This is a genomic window from Streptomyces sp. NPDC007025, from assembly GCF_042869455.1.
Lineage (GTDB): Bacteria > Actinomycetota > Actinomycetes > Streptomycetales > Streptomycetaceae > Streptomyces.
On record NZ_JBIAFT010000008.1, the window covers coordinates 264186 to 281122 of the forward strand.

Consider the following 16937-nt stretch of genomic DNA (forward strand, 5'->3'; position numbering starts at 1 on the left):
CCCGTTTTGCGCTAACGTGATCGTATGAACACCGTACGAAAAGGTGCGCGGCTCGTGGCGGTGCTCACCGCGACGCTGGTCGCGCTGCTGCTGACGACCGCGGGCCCCGGCGGGCCGCACGCCGCGGACGGCGACGGGGTGTCCGCCGCGGCCGCCGCACTGCGGGACGGCCCCGTCCACGTCGACCCGCGCGCCCGCGACGCGCTCCCCCCGGCGGCCGCCAAGGCGCTGCGGAGCACCGTCGAACGGGCCGGCAAACCGGTCCTCGTCGCCGTGCTGCCCGCCGACGGCGACTTCGACCGGAAGACACTGCTGCGTCAGCTGCGCGCCGAGACGGGCATCGCCGGCGTCTACGCGGTCGCGCTCGGCGACCGCTTCGACGCCGGCGCCGACCACCGGATCATGTCGCGGGAGGCCGTCCGGGACGCGGTCGGCGCCGTACGGCGCGCGCACCCGGGAGACCCCGGTGCGATGGTCACCGACTTCACCGACCGGGCGGTCCGGCAGGCCTCCGGCTCGGCACCCGCGGCCTGGGACGGGGACGGTGCCGCCGAGGACGGCGGCCGTACCGGAGGCGGCACCGCGGCCATCGTCACCCTGGGCGTCCTCGTACTGCTCGCCGGAGGCGGCGCCTTCCTGGTGAGCCGGGGCTCCCGCAGACGGCGGGCCCGGCTGGAGCGGGCCGGGCTGGAGAAGTTGCGCCCGGTCGTGGACGAGGACATCACCGCGTTCGGGGAGGAGCTGAGCCGGATCGGCTTCGACCCGGCCACCGCCACCGCTCGCCCCGGCCCCGGTCCGGGCGGCACCGGCACCCGCGCCGCTGCCGCCCGGACCGGGGCCGGAACGGACGGGGAGGAAGCGGATGCCGCGCGCGAGGACTACGCGCGGGCACTCGACGCCTACGACGACGCCAAGACCCGGATGGCCGCCGCGCGCCGCCCGCAGGACGTCCGTGAGGTGAGCCGGGCGCTGGCGGACGGCAGGTTCGCCCTCGCCACCCTGGAAGCGCGGCTGCACGGCGCGGCCCTGCCCGAGCGCCGGGCCCCGTGCTTCTTCGACCCGCGGCACGGGCCGTCGGTCGAGGACGTGCAATGGGCGCCGCCGGGCGGAACCGAGCGGGCCGTCCCCGTCTGCGCGGCGGACGCCGCCCGGCTGGCCGGCGGCCAGGAGCCCGCGGCCCGCGAGGTCGGCACCCCGCAGGGCCCCCGGCCGTACTGGGAGGCCGGACCGGTGTACGCGCCGTGGGCCGCCGGCTACTTCGGCGGAGGGCTGCTGCCGGGCCTGCTGATGGGCACCCTGCTGGGCGGCGCGCTCGGCGGGCCGTACCCGGACGGGTTCGGCGACCCCTCCGGCGGGGGCGACTTCGGCGGTGACTTCTCCGGGGGCGGCGCCGATCCGCGTGACTTCGGCGGCGGCTTCGGTGACGGCGGTGGCTTCGGTGGGGGTGACTTCGGGGGCGGCTTCTGAACACGGGGCAAGGGGCGATTTCCAGCCGAACTCCGTTCCGCCGCTCCGGCGGGCAGCAGCCTCTTCCGGCGCGCCGCGGCCTCCGGTGGGTTTGCCCCGGCGGATCGGCGGTTACGTGCACCGGTACGCGAGAGTGAGCTCGCCTCGCGGAGGCACCGGCGGGTTGGGGACACAGCCCCCGGTGCCGTTTTTCACCTGCGATGCCCGGTTGGCGCAGGGTTGCTGGTATCGGGCCGGTGGGTTCACGCTCGGAGGAGTCCGGAACGCGGGTCGGCTGTGACAGCGGTTCCGTGAAGGACCGTCCGACGCTGGGAGAGCTTGATGAGTGCCGCAACCGGGTCTGCGCGTACGACTGCGCTCGCGGGATGCCCGCGGCCCAGAACCGTACCGCCGGGCGAGGCGACGACTCCGGCCGCGCCCCCGGCGTACAGGACCGAACCCGAGCCCGTCGCCGTGGACGGGACGGCGCCGGACGGCTCGGCGGGCCCTGGTGACGCGCCGCTGTCCGCGCGGGAGCGCGATGAGCTGACCGCGCGGATCGACGAACTCGACACGGAAGTCGGTCAGCTCCGGGAGGCGCTGGCCAGCCGTCCCGTCATCGACCAGGCCAGGGGCATGGTGATGGCCCTGGCGCCGTGCGACGCGGAGACGGCCTGGCAGGTCCTGGTACGGGTGTCCCAGCACTCCAACGTCAAGCTCCGGAGCGTGGCCGCCGCGCTGGTGTCCGGCGCCGAGGGCACCGCCGTCCCCAAGCCGGTGCGCAAGCATCTGGCCACCGCTCTGCGCGAGGTGCGGACGCCGCCCGGCCGACGCGGCGGAAGCGGGCCACCGGACCGCCGCGAGCCGCGGCCACCGCGCTGACACCGGCGGCGCGACCCGGAGCCGGGCACCGGCCGGAAGACCGGGGCGGCAGGTCCGGGAGCCACGCGGTCCGTCCCGCCCCACCCCGTGTCGCCGCCCCGAGCGGTGCCCGGTCCCGATGCGCGCAGCCCGGGCCCGTGCAGCCGCGTTCGCGCAACCGCACCGGTCCGGGCCTCGGTGGGAGCGACTACTCGGCCGCGTACTCCTGCGGCCGCTCCGGGGCCGGACGGCCGGGCTGCTGACCGGCTCGCGGGCCGGAGGGCCCGGCCGGCGCCTTGGGTGCGGGCGGTGCGGTGCGGCGTGCCTGCTCAGCCGGAGCCGGAGCCGGAGCCGGAGCCGGTGCCGGACCGTGTCCGGGACCAGGGCCAGGAGCGGAGGCAGGCGCGGGACCGGTCGCCGGAGGCTCGGCTGACTCGGGTCTTCCGGTACTGGGGTGGCGGTGGTGCACGGGTGAGAAGTCCACCGCCTGCTCGGCTTCCTGCGTGAGTGCCTCGGCGGCCTGGCGAACATCGCCGGGCACGTCGCCGTGCTCCTCGATCAGGCTGCTGTAGATGGGCGGACCGGTGGCGCTGTCGGTCGTCATGCGGAGAATCTCCTGGTGAGGGTATGGACAAACAACCGGCCATCCACAGGGATGCAGATGGCCGGACGCCGACCTTACGCCCTGGCCCCGGGCCCGTCTCCACGCGGGCCCGCCGCCGCTGCGCGCTCGGACCGTCCCGCACAGATCCGCACAAACTCCGTACAGTCCCGTGCAGCCCCGGACACTTCCAGGAACGCCCGGGCAGCCCCCGTGCAGTCCGGGCATCGGCCGCCCGCGCCGCCTCCGGAGCACGGCGGGCGATTCCGGGCCGCCGGGGAAGCGGCCCGCGGAATCGTGTGCCCACCTGACAGGTTCGGGGTGTTTACCGGCGTCCGAGTCGGATACACGAGACTCCACGTGCTTGGGAGTACAGGCACATCGCGGGAGGAGACCCCCAGGGTCCCCCGGGTGTGTCACCCGGGCCGTTTCTCCCGCGGTTGTCCACGTGTCAGCGACACCGGGAGGAGCCCGATCCCATGTGCCCCGTGAGGTACCGGCCGCAGCGCACCCGCCACAGCCACGACGACGCACCCGACACCGCGGAGGACTTCGCGCGGCTGGCGGCACTCCCCGAGGGCCCGGAGCGGGAGGAGCTGGCCGGCCGCCTGGTGGAGGCGTGGCTGCCGATGGCGCATCGGCTGGCCGCCAAGTACCGCAACCGCGGTGAGTCGCTGGAGGACCTGGAGCAGGTCGCCGCGCTCGGACTGGTCAAGGCGGTGGACCGGTACGACCCCGCGCAGGGGACGCCGTTCGTGCCGTTCGCGGTGCCGACCGTCACCGGTGAGATCCGGCGGCACTTCCGTGACCACACCTGGGACGTGCACGTCCCCAGGCGCGTGCAGGAGCTGCGGAACAAGGTGCGGAACGCCGTGCGGGAGCTGACCGCAGGCCTGGAGGAGGGGCCGCCGTCGGTGGCGAGGATCGCCGAGCACACCGGCATGTCCGAGGAGGACGTGGCCGCGGGGCTGGAGGCGCTGGACAGCTTCCGGTCGCTGTCGCTGGACGCGTCCGTCGCGGGCAGTGCCGACGACGGCTTCTCGCTCGCCGACACACTCGGCGCCTCGGAGCCCGAGTACGACACGGTGGTGGCGCGGGAGGCGGTCAAGCCGTGCCTGCGCGAACTGCCCGAGCGTCAGCGGCAGGTGCTGTATCTGCGCTACTTCCGCGACATGACCCAGTCGCGGATCGGCGAGGAACTGGGCATCTCCCAGATGCACGTCTCCCGGCTGCTGTCCAAGAGCTGCGAGCGGGTCCGCAGTCAGGTCGAACACGAGCGCCGGGCCGCACGCCGCCCCGCGGAGGCGAACTCCGGCCGCGCCGGCCGGACCGGGCGCACCGGTACCGGGCACGGCAGCCGCCGGACGCCCGGTGCGGGGCAGGCCGCGCGCCGGGCCCCGGCGGCCACCCCCGGCGCCGCGGCAGCCGCCTGACGGCACCGTCGGACGCCCCCGGCGCCGGAACCTCGGCGCCGGGGGCGCCCGCACTGCGTGGGCCCCGGTTGCCCTCGGCGGGGACTTGTCGGCCGACAGCGGCCGGTACGGCAGCGGCGGCACCGGCTCGCCGGCCGGCCGCGCGGGCTCGCGGGCGGGCCTCACCCGGCCGTCGTCGCATGCAGGGCCTCGGTCACCTCCGCATCGGTGATCTGCGGGAAGTTCTGGTACCAGAGGCCCACCGCCTCGAAGACGGCCGGCTGGTTCGGGCAGAGCACGGTGTCCGCCTCGCGGCTGAGGTCCCTGACGGCCTGCGGCGAACCGACCGGGACCGCCAGGACGAGCCGGGCCGGCCGCTGCCGCCTCAGATGCCGCAGCGCGGCCCGGGCCGTGACGCCGGTGGCCAGCCCGTCGTCGACGACGACGACGGTGCGGCCCTCGATCCGCGGTTCGGGGCGGCCGCCCCGGTAGAGGTCCTGGCGGCGGTGCATCTCGGTGCGCTCGTGCGCCACCGTCGAGGACAGCCGGTCGGCGGTGAGCCCGAGCATCTCCAGGGCCGTCGTGTCGTAGACCGGCGGATCCTCCCCGGCGATGGCTCCGACGCCGTACTCCGGCCGGCCCGGCAGCCCGATCTTGCGGGCGACGAGCACGTCCAGCGGCGCGTGCAGCGCGCGTGCCACCTCGGCGGCGACGGGTACCCCGCCCCGCGGCAGCGCCAGCACCAGCGGGTCCCGCAACTCCTCCGTCCGCTGCAACCGGCGCACCTCCGCGGCGAGTTCGCGGCCCGCCTGGACGCGGTCTGCGAAACGCATCTCGGCTCCCTTCTCGCGACGTCCGGCCGGCGCCCGGCCGGCACCGGCCGATGCGCGGCCCGTCCCGGACCGCACCCTCATTCGCCGTCCGTGGTGGGCGGGAGCGCGAACCATCCGGCCGCCACCCGCGCGACCTCCTCCAGGGTTCCGGGCTCCTCGAACAGATGGGTGGCGCCCGGGACGACGTGGATCCGGTGCGGGGCGCGCAGCCGCTCGGCGGCGGCCTCGTTCAACCGCAGCACCTGGTGGTCGTCGCCTCCGACGATCAGCAGTACGGGGGCCAGTACCTGCGGCAGGGCGTCGCCCGCCAGATCGGGTCGGCCTCCGCGGGAGACCACCGCGTACACGGTGCCCGGCCGCTCGGCCGCGGCCGTCAGTGCCGCCGCCGCCCCGGTGCTCGCGCCGAACAGGCCCACCGGCAGCCCGGCCGTCCGCCCGTGCCGCGTCAGTTCGTCGACGGCTGCCACCAGACGGTGGCCCAGCAGCGGGATGTCGAACCGGTGCTCGGCTGTCGCGGCGTCGATCCGCTCCTCGTCCTCGGTCAGCAGATCCAGCAGCAGGGTGGCCAGCCCCTCCTCGCGCAGCGCGGCAGCGACCGCGCGATTGCGGGGACTGAAGCGCGAGCTGCCGCTGCCGTGCGCGAACAGCACCGCGCCCGTCACCCGGTCCGGCACCTGGAGATCGCCGGTGAGCACCGTTCCGCCGCCGGTCCTGATCCGGACCGTTTCCATGGTTTCCGTAGGCACGCCCTCTCACTCCCCTCGCACCGCGTGCCCTCCCCGGGTGCCCAGCCCCGCCGCGTCCAACCAGGTCGGCGCCGACCCGGCCCGACGGCTCCGGTCCCGGGCCCGCCCGCACCCGACCGCCCCCGCAGCTGCCCGGGTGCCGCCCCGGCCCGGGCGGCCGCGAGGGGTCGGGACGCGGCCATCCGCCGCCCGGGAGCCTCGGTCACCCCGCGTGAACTGGGGTTTCGCGCATATTGCTCGCGGATGACGCCCTTGTGACGGCGAGTCGGCGCTGCTTACCGTCGGGCGACCGCAGGGCGCCGGGGCCCGTCACAGGGCCGCCACCGGGCGCTCCGTCACCGGCACCGGGCCCCGCCGGGACACGGCAGGGGCGCGGGCGGCTTCCCCCCGCCGCGTCACGGCGGGCGAGAGATTGGTTTTCCATGCTGACGATCCTCGGATTTGTCATGATCGCCACCTTCCTGGTGTTGATCATGGCCAAGAAGATGTCCCCCATCGCCGCGCTCGTGCTCATCCCCGCGCTCTTCTGCGTGCTGGTCGGACAGGGTGCGCACCTGGGCGAGTACGTCCTCGACGGCGTCGGCGACCTCGCCCCCACGGCCGCCATGCTGATGTTCGCCATCATCTACTTCGGCGTCATGATCGACGTCGGCCTCTTCGACCCGATCGTCCGCGGCATCCTGCGCTTCTGCCGAGCCGATCCGCTGCGGATCGTGCTGGGCACGGCGCTGCTCGCCGCCATCGTCTCGCTGGACGGGGACGGCTCGACCACCTTCATGATCACCGTCTCCGCGCTGCTGCCGCTCTACCGGCGGCTGGGCATGAGCGTCGTCGTGCTGACCGGTGTCGCCGCCACCGCCAACGGCGTCATGAACACCCTCCCCTGGGGCGGGCCCACCGCGCGGGCCGCGACCGCGCTGCACGTGGACGCGGGCGACATCTTCGTCCCGATGATCCCCGCGCTCGCCGTCGGTCTGCTGTGCGTACTGGTCCTCTCCTACGCCCTCGGCCTGCGGGAGCGCCGCCGCCTCGGTCTGCTGTCCGGGGCCGGAACGTCCGGGGCCGGAACGTCCGGTGCCGATGCGGACGAGCGGGACGAGCGCGGCCACCCCGACGCCGGGTCCGGGACCGGCGTCGAGGCGGAGACCGTACTGGTGGGCGCAGGCGCGGGGACCCGTGCGGGCGCCGGACGGGTCTCGCTGAGCAAGGTGCGGCCCGGCGGCGCTGCGGGCCCCGGCGGCCCGGGCGGCCGGCCCAGGGGTGCGGACGGCGGTGCACAGTCCGGTACAGGCAGCGGCGGCACCGCGCTCCCCGGCACCGGCGGCGATGCCGCACCCTCCGGCAGCGCGGCGGGCGGGGCCGCGGTGCTCGACCCGCACCGGTCCACACTGCGCCCGAGGCTCTACTGGTTCAACGCGGCCCTCACCGTCGCCCTCCTGGCCCTGCTGATCACCCAGCTTCTCCCCATCCCCGTGCTGTTCCTGCTGGGTGCGGCGGTCGCGCTGACGGTCAACTTCCGGGACATGGCCGACCAGAAGGCCCGCATCGCCGCGCACTCCGAGAACGTGCTCAACGTGGCGGGCATGGTCTTCGCCGCGGCCGTCTTCACCGGCGTACTGACCGGTACCGGCATGGTGGAGGAGATGGCGCGCACCGTGGTCGGCGCGATCCCCGACGCGCTGGGGCCGCACATGGCGGTGGTCACCGCGATCCTGAGCATCCCGTTCACCTACCTGATGTCGAACGACGGCTTCTACTTCGGCATCGTCCCGATCCTCTCCGAAGCCGGGGCCGCGCACGGGGTCAGCCCACTGGAGATCGCCCGCGCCTCGCTCGTCGGCCAGCCGCTGCACATGTCGAGCCCGCTGGTCCCGGCGGTCTACGTCCTGGTCGGGATGGCGAAGGTCGAGTTCGGGGAGCACACCCGGTTCACGATCAAGTGGGCGGTGCTGACCTCCCTGACGGTGCTGGGCGCGGGACTGCTCTTCGGGATCATGTAGCCGGGCTTTCCTGGACACCCCGCCGCGGCCGTCCTCTACGCTTCCTCGCAAGAAGTACCGGAAGACCTGATTCCGGACGGGTTCGGCCGCCCCGGGCGGACGGCTCCCGGCATCGCGGAGCCGGGACCGGAAAGCCGCGGCCGACCGGGCCGGGCCAGGACCGGGAGCGGGACCAGGACCAGGGACCGGCGCCGGGCGGATGCGGCCGGACCGGCCGAACGGCTCAGAACGACGGGGCCGGACGGCGGGAACGCCCCGACCGGGCGAGGGGAACGGCCCGACCGGGCGAGGGGAACGGCCCGACCGGGCGACGGGAGCGGACGAGAGGAGGCGGGCGGATGCGCGTCGGATCACCACGCCGCGTCTCCTCGCATGTGCTGACGGCCCAGCTCGCTCTCGTCGTCGGCGTGACCGCGCTGGTCAGCGGAGTGTTCCTGGCCCCGCTGAGCGATCAGCTCGACCGGCAGGCCACCCGCCGCGCCCTCGCGATCGCCCAGACCACCGCCGCCCGGCCGGGACTGGCCCACGAGCTGACCGCCGCCGCACACGCAGCCGAGCGCCCCAGCCCGCGCGGCCCCCTGCAGACCGAGGCGGAACGCATCCGGCACGCCACCGGTGCCGAATACGTGGTGATCATGGACGAGCGCGGTATCCGCTGGTCCCACCCCTCGCCCTCGGCCCTCGGCCGGCACGTCTCCACCGATCCGGGAGCTGTGCTGGCAGGCCGGGACGTCGCCCAGATCGACGAGGGGACCCTGGGCCGCACCGCACGCGGCAAGGCCCCGCTGCGGGACGCCGACGGCCGGATCATCGGCGCGGTCTCGGTCGGCATCGACTACGCGAACGTCCGCGAGAGCCTGCTGGCGCTCGTCCCCAAGCTGCTGACATACGCGGGCGGCGCACTGGCCGTGGGAGCGCTGGCCGCCTACCTCCTCGCCCGGCGGCTGCGGCGGCGCACCCATGCGCTCGCCTTCTCCGACATCTCGGCACTGCTCGCCGAGCGCGAGGCCATGCTGCACGGTCTCGCCGAAGGCGTGGTGGCGCTGGACGCGGACGGCCGGATACGGCTCGTCAACGACGAGGCCCGGCGGCTCCTCGGCCTCGGTGACGACGCGCTCGGCCGCCCGGTGACCGAGGCCCTGGGTGCGGGCCGGACAGCCGACGTGCTCTCCGGCCGGGTGGCGGGCCGCGACCTGGTCACCGTGCGCGGCTCCCGCGTCCTGGTCGCCAACCGGATGCCCACCGCGGACGGCGGCGCCGTCGCCACCCTGCGGGACCGCACCGAACTCGAACGCCTCGGCCGCGAACTCGAAGGCACCCGCGGTCTGCTCGACGCCCTCCGGGCCCAGGACCACGAGCACGCCAACCGGCTGCACACCCTGCTCGGCCTGCTGGAACTCGGCCTGCACGAGGAGGCCGCGCGGTACGTCACCGAGGCGCTGGGAGTGCACCGCGCGACGGCCGAAGAGGTCACCGAGCGCGTGCACGACCCCCTGGTGTCGGCGCTGCTGGTCGGCAAGGCGGCGGTGGCCGCCGAACGCGGCGTCGCGCTCCGCCTCCACCCCGGCTCCCTCCTGCCCGACCGGCTGGCCGACCCGAGCGGCCTGGTCACGGTCGTCGGCAACCTGGTGGACAACGCGCTGGACGCGGCGGCGGGCGGCGCGGACCCGGCGGTCGAGGTGGAGCTGCGCACCGAGGACGACCGCACGGTGGTGCTCGCCGTACGCGACACCGGCCCGGGCGTCCCCGCCGCGCACCGGAAGCTGGTGTTCGAGGAGGGCTGGTCCACGAAGGCCCCCGCGAATGCTGACGCGGACGGCGGTGCGGACGGCGACGAGAGCGGCGGCACGGCGCACCGAGGTCTCGGCCTGGCCCTGATCCGGCGCTTCGCGGAACGCGCGGGCGGCGAGGTACGGGTCGGCGCCGCCGCGAACGACTCGCGGGCCGGGGACGACACGCGTGCCGGGGGCGGCGCCGAGTTCCGCGTCGTCCTGCCGGAGGCGTTGACGGACACCGCCCACGCGCCGCCGGGCTCCCCGGTCCGCGTCCACGGGGGCGCACCCGCGGAAGCCCTTGCCGTCCACCCCGCGGCCGGCTCGGCGGCAGCGGATCGGCTACCGCCGGAGGGCGACCCACCGGGGACCGCCGCGGAAGCCGACGCCCGCACCGGAGCCGAATCCGACACGGGATCCCGGACATGATCGACGTGCTGGTCGTCGACGACGACCCGGACGTGGTCCGGATCAACGCCGCCTATGTGGCCAAGGTCCCGGGCTTCCGCGTCGCCGGAACCGCGCACAGCGCGGCCGCCGCGCTGCGCTTCCTGCGTCGGCATCCGGTGGACCTGGTGCTGCTCGACCACTACCTGCCGGACGAGTCCGGGCTCACCCTCCTCCGCCGCCTGCACGACTTCGGCGTGGAGACGGAGGTCATCATGGTGACCGCCGCCCGCGACACCGCGACCGTACGGGCGGCCCAACGGCACGGCGCACTGCAGTACGTGGTGAAGCCGTTCACCTTCGCCCATCTGCGCGGCAAGCTCGACAGCTACGCCGCTCTCCGCCACGAACTGGCGACGGCCCCGCGGTCCGGCGCCACCCAGGAGACGGTGGACCGCGTCTTCGGCGCCCCCACCCCGCCCGGCTCCGCGGAGACCCTGCCCAAGGGTCACTCCGTCCTGACGGCCGACCTGGTGCGGGAGGTGCTGCACAGCGCCCCGGACGCCCTCTCGGCCCAGGAAGTCGCCGACCGCGCCGGCCTCAGCCGCCAGACCGCACAGCGCTACCTCAAACTCCTGGAGAGCGCCGGGCTGGTCCGCCACCGCCTCAGACACGGCGAGACCGGCCGCCCGGTACACCTCTACCACTGGCGCGGCCCGGCCGGATGAGCGCGGGGTCGGCCGGGACCGCCGGGGTACTCGACCTCCCCGCGAGGTCCCGCACCTGGAGCTCCACGTCGTCCAGCGGCAGGGGAAGCTTCGCCGGACTCAGCGAGGTGCCCGACGCGACAACGGTCGTCGGCCGGTCGGGCCGGGGCTCCGCGAATGCTCTGTCAGCGTCGGGCGGGGTCGTCGATGTCCACCGTGACCGCGACCCCGGCCGTCGAGGTGAACGTCGCCCCGCACCCGACCAGCCGGATCTCCGTGAACGGATTGGACTCCGTGAGGAAGACCGCCCACACCAGGGTTCCGTCCTCGGCGAGGCGTGCGAAGAACCCCTGCGACCCCTGGTCACCCTCGCCGGCCCACAGGAGTCCCCCACCGGGCAGCTCCACCTCCCGCTGCCCGTCCACCCAGGAGACCCGCTCCGGGTCCTCGGCCGACTCCGCCGCGAGGTCGAAGGACTCCCCGATCACCAGGCCCCCGGGCCGGTCGGAGTCGTACGAGACGCCATAGGCCCGCGCCTGCTCGCCCTGGCGCACATACAGGGCGTCACAGAACGGAAGGCAGTACTCCGCCCACAGGCTGTCCAGGGCTTCGATGTCTCGCATGCTCCTCTTCCGTGAACTCAGCGGTTCCGGAAATGCGAACAGGTACCGCCCGCTAATAATAGTCTTCTTGATCTCTCGTGTGACCTGTAGGTGATAGCTGACGGTGATTGAATTGAATTACTCGGTCGTAGTTGTCCAGCATTACGGCGTAGGACGGACGTGCGGCTGGGGTGCTATTTTCGGTGATTCCTATAACTGCTCCGACAGAGCCCACGAGTTCGGGCCTCTCAGGGGAATCAATTACGCGCACCTCGGCGTAGAAATAAAGAAATTCTTTCACTGTTTGGTGGATTGCGGGTCGAGTGGGGGCTGTGCGAGGCCTTTCGGTTTTATTTTTCCATTACTTGTGGGTGATACGTTCAGGTGGCTTCCAAGTGCCCATCTGGCCTGGTGTGTTCTTTGCTCATGTGCGCCACATATTCGGGGCGTACGGGTAGAGCAACAAATGCATGCGAAGATCCAGGTCGACGTCGACACCGCTCTCACGAGAGCTGCCATCCCCGATACGTGCCCGTGGATGTGTGGATTGTGGCAGGGTGGCCTTCGTCGGTCATCCCGTTACCTCACGAGCATGGGAGCGTTCATCAGCTGGGTCCGGTCTCAAGTTCGCTTGCCCGTGGATCCGGGAGAGCCGCCTCCCTTCACTCCTTTGCACTCACCATGGGAATACCCGTGGACAGCGCTTCCACAGCCACTCAGGTGGGCGCTTCGGCAGCGGATCCAGCCATTTTTCTAGCAGTCCTGCGCCGGTCGCCCCCGTCTCCTCGGTGCACTCCAGGAAGTGCTGGTCCAGGGAAGCAAGTGTCTGGGTGAGCGTCTCCCGCTGAAGGGGGTGAAGTTCATCCAGCGCTTTCTCCAGTCCAGCCCTGCTCTCCAGCGCGTGCAGGTAGTCGTCGAGCAGTGGCCGCGGTTCTACGTTCCAGTCCGCCTCCATCGACGCGACCATGATCTCCCATTCTCGCATCATGCGAAAAATGGAGTTCGCTGGGCTGGTCATGCGCGCAGCCACATGCGGCGCTACTCTGCTCTTTTCCAGCCGCAGTCGGCCGTCGTCCCACTCCTTGATGGCGTTGAATTCTTCCTCGGTGAGGGAGGAGAATGCTGTCTCGGTCCTGGGGGTCCGAATCTCTTGCGGCACTTTTTCCCTATTCATTGAGTTGATCCATGAAGTAATCGTGCCCTCGGCTCGGTTGCATGAAGGTTCCCTGGTCGCCTTCGCGGATGATCATCGTTCCCGTGGCATCGTCCCACCATGCCCAGCGAGGGACGGCATTTCCATCCCTGCTTTGGCCGTCGCGGAGGCGGTATCCCGGTGAACCTCTCATCACGTCCTCCAGGTGCTCGGGAACGTCCAAATCGTCAACACCGGGAATCGAGCGGTGGCTGGCGTGGGCAGCGATGGTGTCCGCGACGAGGTCGACATGCCCGGATTGGCTCGACGGGTCCTGCTGTCCCACATTTGCCTTGGGGCAGTCGTACAGGCCGAGTGGGTCCGTGAAAGCAAGCGGGTTGGGGACGTATCGGAGGTGATGCGGTCCAGCCTTCAGCCCCAGCGGATCCGGAGACAGATAGCCAGATGTCTCCGGGTCGTAGTAGCGGAAGTAGTTGTAGTTGAGGCCGGTTTCGGGGTCGGCGTACTGGCCGGGGAAGCGGAGAGGGCAGTCGACTGCTGTGGTGGGGGAGGGGAGTGGGGTGCCCCAGAGGGTGGTGCGGGCTTGCCAGGCGAGGGTGCCGTCGGAGGCGAGGAGTTCGGTGGGGGTGCCCACGGTGTCGGTGATGATGGCGTGGAACTGCGGGGTTCTGACGAGTGGGTCGCGGGTGGTCTGGGCCACGGGGCGATGGGTGTCGGGGGCGTAGTCCCAGGTGGTGGTCGTGCCGTCCTGAGTGGTCTGTTCTGTTGTGCGGGCGCCGTCCCAGGTGAAGGTGGTGGAGCGTCCTTCGGGTCCGGTTTTGGTGAGGCGGCGGCCGAGTGGGTCGTAGGTGTAGTGCCAGGTCTCGCCGCTGGGGTTGGTTGCCGATATGAGGCGGTCGTGGTTGTTCCAGGCGTAGGTCCAGGTGCGGGTCTGGCCGTTGAGGAGTGTGCGGGTTTTGCGGGTGAGGCGGCCTGCGGTGTCGTGTTCGTAGCTGGTGCGGCCGGCTCGTCGGATGAGGGTGCCGTCGTGTTCGCGGTCGCCTGTTGCGGGGTGGGCCGGGGCTTGGGCGTGGGATTGGTTGCCGGCTGTGTCGTAGGCGTACTTCTCGGTCCAGCCGTGGGCGTGGACGGCGGTGACGCGGCCCAGGGGGTCGAGGTCGAAGCGGCGTGTCCCGGCGGTCAGTTCGCGGATCTCGGTGACGTAGCCGTCGGGGCGGTAGGCGTAGGCGCGGTGCTGGAGGATGTCCCCGTGCGCCGTCTGCACCGTTTGGCGGGTGAGGTGATGGGTCGTGTCCCATTGCTGGGTGAGGGTGACCGACTCCACCAGTTCGCGGCGTGTTTCGCGGCCCGCCGCGTCGTGGGTGAAGGAGAGGCGTCCGCCGTCGGTGGTGAGGGTGGTCGGGCGGTCGGCGGCGTCGAAAGACCAGGTCGAACTGTGCCCGGCGGGCGTGGTGCGGCCGGTGCGGCGGCCTGAGGCGTCGTAGGTGTAGGACGTTCTGCGTCCGTTGACCGTCTCGGCCAGCAGCCGACCCAGTGCGTCCCGCTCCAGCGTCACCTCCGCTGCCGCGTTGGCTGTGTGGACGAGGGCGCCTGCCGGGTCGTAGGCGTATGTGGTCACCTCGCCGCTGGTCTCGTCGCGTTGTTCGACGGGGCGGCCGAGGGGGTCGAGGGTGTAGGTCAGCCGCTCGCCCATGGCGTTCGTGCGGGCCAGGAGGTCGCCTGCGGCGTTCAGTTCGTAGGTCTGCCGTGCGTTGTTGAAGTCGGTCTCGGCGATCAGGCGGCCGGCCGGGTCGTACTCGTAGCGCCACGTCCTGCCCTGCGGGTTGGTGACCTGCACCAGGCGCAGTTCGGTGTCGTAGGCGAAGGCGTACTTCGCGCCGTCCGGGTCGGTGCGGGTGACGGGCAGGTCGAAGTGGGTGTGGGTGTACTCCGTGGTGTGACCCGCTGTGTCGGTGTGGCAGACGAGGTTGCCCTCGCAGTCCCACTTCCACTCCTCCCAGGCGCCGTCGGCGTACTCCCGCCAGGCGGGTTTGCCTTCGATGGTCCAGCCGTGTCGGGTGGTGTGGCCCAGTGGGTCGGTGAGGGCGGTGATGCGGCCGTGGGGGCCGCGGCGGATGTGGGTGGTGTTGCCGAGGGGGTCGGTCAGGGCGGTGGGGAGGCCGGCCGGGTTGGGGGTGACGGTGGTGGTGTGGCCGAGGGGGTCGGTGACGGAGGTGAGGTGTCCGGTCTGGTTGTAGGTGTAGCGGGTGGTGGTGCCGGCCGGGTCGGTGGTGGAGGTGCGGTTGCCCTGGTCGTCGTAGGCGTGCCGCCACAGGCCGCCGTTGGGGTCGCGGATCTCCAGCGGGAGGCAGTCGTCGTCGTAGAGGGCGGTGGTGGTGCTGCCGTCGGGGCGCTGGATGCGGGTGAGGTTGCCCGCCTCGTCGTAGGTGTAGCGGGTGGTGCGGCCCAGCGGGTCGGTGACGGCCACCGGGTGGCGGTTGGCCGCGTCCCATTCGGTGCGGGTGGTGTGGCCGAGAGTGTCGGTCTCGGCGACGATGCGGTGGGCCTCGTTGTGGACGTAGAGGGACTGGTGGCCCTGGGAGTCGGTGTAGCGGGTGGTGCGGGCCGCTTGGTCGTAGTGGAAGCGGCCCGAGAAGGTGCCGTCGGGTCCGATGGTGCGCAGGACGCGGCCGCGGTGGTCGTAGACGTAGCCGAAGGCGGTGCCGTTGCGGTCCGTCCACGAGGTGATGCGGTGGGCCTCGTCGTAGCGGTAGCGCAGCGGTTGGCCGGTGGAGTTGAGGATCTCGGCGAGGTTCCCGGCCGGGTCGTAGCGGTAGGAGACCAGGAGGGTGCTGCGCTCCTGGTCCGGGCCGTGCAGCATGCGCAGCGCGGTGATCCGCATCAGGTCCGCATCGGTGTCCACCGCGATCCGGTAGCCGCCCGAGTGGGTCACCCGCTGCGGTGCGCCGGTCTGGTCGTAGGTGATGTCGATGCGGTTGCCGGCCCGGTCGCTGATCGTCCGCAGTGCCAGTTCGCGTCCTCCGGCCGGCAGCGGGGCGAAGTGCAGGGTGCGGTTGCGCTCCGGTACGGTGATCGTCATCGTGCCGTCCGGTTTGCCGTCCCAGCACAGCGGCCACCGGGGCCCGCTGACCGGCAGCGCCGGCACGTCCGCCTCGGGCACCGGATAGCTGAGCACCATTCCGTCGTCCGCGACGAAGACGATCCCCCGCTCGTCCAGCTCCACCCGCTGATCCAGCGTCCCCGCCCACGTCGGCCCGAACCAGCCCCCGCACGGATGCCCCGACACATAATGCCGCTCCAACGACAACGGCAGATCCCCGGGCAGAGCAACATCCGTGGCAGAGGTGAACATCTCACCCGTCGCCGCGTCGACAGGCTCGTTGAGCCCCTTCTTCTCGCCGCTGCCCACGTCGCTCTGGTCCGGCCCGTCCGCCCGGTCCCGCGCACTGCCGTCCCGCCGCAGGGCCCGCTCCCGGCCGGCGAGCCGCTGGGCGGCGTTCTTGGCCGCCGAGCCGCCCTTGCGCAGCGCGCCCCCGCCGCCGGAGGCGAGCGCCAGGAGCAGGTCCGGGGTGAGCTGTCCCGCCGCGCGGGAGGGGTTGCGCTGCCACTCCTCCCAGTTGACGACCGCCTTGGCGAACTCCTTGGGATGATGGGCCGCATAGGCCGCCCCGTCCACCATCCCCGCCAGTTGGAGGCTCGCCCCGTCCAGACCGTCCTCGGTCAGGTACTCGAACTGCTTCCACATCCCGTGGACACTGTCGCCCGCACCGCCGAAGAAGTCCTTGGCACCCTTCTTGAAGCGGTTCCAGCCCTTCGGGGGATCGGGAGCCTTCTCCGCCGCCTTGTCCAGCTTGCTCTTTGAGTCGTCGACGACGCCCTGGAGCTCCTTCTCCAGCTTGTCCAGCCGGCTGTAGCAGGAGTCCAGCCCGGTGATGGGATCCTCGTCCGGCGGCCGCTCCGGAAGGGTCTCGTCACCCCGGTCCACGGCGTCGTTGTACGCCTTGACCTTCTTCCAGTGGGCTTTGGAGGCGGCTCGGATCTCGTCCGCGTCCTTGATGATCGGCTTGACCCGCTTGTGGACGGAGCGGAGTTTGTCCGCGTACGCGTCCAGTGCGCCGGCCGCCGACTTGAAGTACTTGCGAGCGGACTCCAGTTCCCTGGGCAGGCTCTTGCTCGCGTCCTCGAAGCTGCGCGAGCCGGCGCCGGTCCACGGCAGCAGGGACAGATCGGTCAGCTTGTCGTAGCCGTCCTTGAACGCACCCGCGTAGGCACGCAGCTTGACGACCAGATCATCGATCTTGTCCGGGTCGCCGGGTATGACCTCGTCGGGCTTGGCGTGCGGCGGCAGGCGTTCGGCTGTGCCGCCCTCCATGGCGTCCTTCTGCGTCATACGAGGGGGTCCTTTCCACCACCGCGT

General features: G+C 72.3%; 12 protein-coding genes. 6 read left to right on the forward strand and 6 right to left on the reverse strand.

All coding sequences use genetic code 11. The annotated features are described in order from the left end of the window. Positions 1-24: 24 nt before the first annotated feature. Positions 25-1467: a hypothetical protein gene (locus ACFYMO_RS17960; RefSeq protein ID WP_366773389.1), complete on the forward strand. Its 1443-nt coding sequence runs from the start codon at positions 25-27 to the stop codon at positions 1465-1467. A 321-nt stretch (positions 1468-1788) separates the two neighbouring features. Continuing rightward, complete coding sequence (locus ACFYMO_RS17965; protein ID WP_388547301.1) at positions 1789-2328, forward strand: ANTAR domain-containing protein; 540 nt, start codon at positions 1789-1791, stop codon at positions 2326-2328. A gap of 187 nt (positions 2329-2515) precedes the next feature. Here the strand turns inward: ACFYMO_RS17965 and ACFYMO_RS17970 are convergent, their stop codons facing one another. Next, entirely contained in the window at positions 2516-2911 is a 396-nt protein-coding gene (locus tag ACFYMO_RS17970) for a hypothetical protein (protein ID WP_388547304.1), read from the reverse strand. 476 nt (positions 2912-3387) lie between these two features. On the opposite strand from ACFYMO_RS17970, the gene ACFYMO_RS17975 reads away from it, so the two are divergent. Next, positions 3388-4341, forward strand: coding sequence for an RNA polymerase sigma factor SigF (locus tag ACFYMO_RS17975; protein WP_366773392.1), 954 nt, complete (start codon positions 3388-3390; stop codon positions 4339-4341). 161 nt (positions 4342-4502) lie between these two features. Here the strand turns inward: ACFYMO_RS17975 and ACFYMO_RS17980 are convergent, their stop codons facing one another. Both ACFYMO_RS17980 and ACFYMO_RS17985 read right to left on the reverse strand, forming a co-directional pair. Next, positions 4503-5153 carry a phosphoribosyltransferase family protein gene (locus tag ACFYMO_RS17980; protein WP_366773393.1) on the reverse strand — a complete coding sequence of 217 codons (651 nt, stop codon included), beginning with the start codon at positions 5151-5153 and terminating at the stop codon, positions 4503-4505. A 77-nt stretch (positions 5154-5230) separates the two neighbouring features. Next, complete coding sequence (locus ACFYMO_RS17985; RefSeq protein WP_366773401.1) at positions 5231-5884, reverse strand: alpha/beta family hydrolase; 654 nt, start codon at positions 5882-5884, stop codon at positions 5231-5233. A 437-nt stretch (positions 5885-6321) separates the two neighbouring features. Here ACFYMO_RS17985 and ACFYMO_RS17990 point away from each other — a divergent pair, with 437 nt between their 5' ends. From ACFYMO_RS17990 to ACFYMO_RS18000, 3 genes are all read left to right on the forward strand, one after another. Further along, the gene (locus ACFYMO_RS17990) at positions 6322-7899 is read left to right on the forward strand and encodes a citrate:proton symporter (RefSeq protein WP_366773394.1); all 1578 of its coding nucleotides are present in this window, start codon (positions 6322-6324) and stop codon (positions 7897-7899) included. 338 nt (positions 7900-8237) lie between these two features. Continuing rightward, positions 8238-10100, forward strand: a complete 1863-nt coding sequence (locus ACFYMO_RS17995) for an ATP-binding protein (protein WP_366773395.1) — start codon at positions 8238-8240, stop codon at positions 10098-10100. Beyond that, positions 10097-10786, forward strand: coding sequence for a response regulator (locus ACFYMO_RS18000; RefSeq protein ID WP_388547309.1), 690 nt, complete (start codon positions 10097-10099; stop codon positions 10784-10786). The genes ACFYMO_RS17995 and ACFYMO_RS18000 overlap by 4 nt, the downstream gene beginning before the upstream one ends. Before the next feature lie 164 nt (positions 10787-10950). On the opposite strand, the gene ACFYMO_RS18005 is transcribed toward ACFYMO_RS18000, so the two are convergent. The 3 genes from ACFYMO_RS18005 to ACFYMO_RS18015 form a co-directional block, all read right to left on the reverse strand. Continuing rightward, complete coding sequence (locus ACFYMO_RS18005; RefSeq protein ID WP_388547312.1) at positions 10951-11388, reverse strand: hypothetical protein; 438 nt, start codon at positions 11386-11388, stop codon at positions 10951-10953. 655 nt (positions 11389-12043) lie between these two features. Further along, positions 12044-12541 carry a hypothetical protein gene (locus tag ACFYMO_RS18010; RefSeq protein WP_366773398.1) on the reverse strand — a complete coding sequence of 166 codons (498 nt, stop codon included), beginning with the start codon at positions 12539-12541 and terminating at the stop codon, positions 12044-12046. Continuing rightward, complete coding sequence (locus tag ACFYMO_RS18015) at positions 12534-16910, reverse strand: DUF6531 domain-containing protein (protein WP_388547315.1); 4377 nt, start codon at positions 16908-16910, stop codon at positions 12534-12536. Before ACFYMO_RS18015 ends, ACFYMO_RS18010 begins: the two co-directional genes overlap by 8 nt. Positions 16911-16937: the final 27 nt, after the last annotated feature.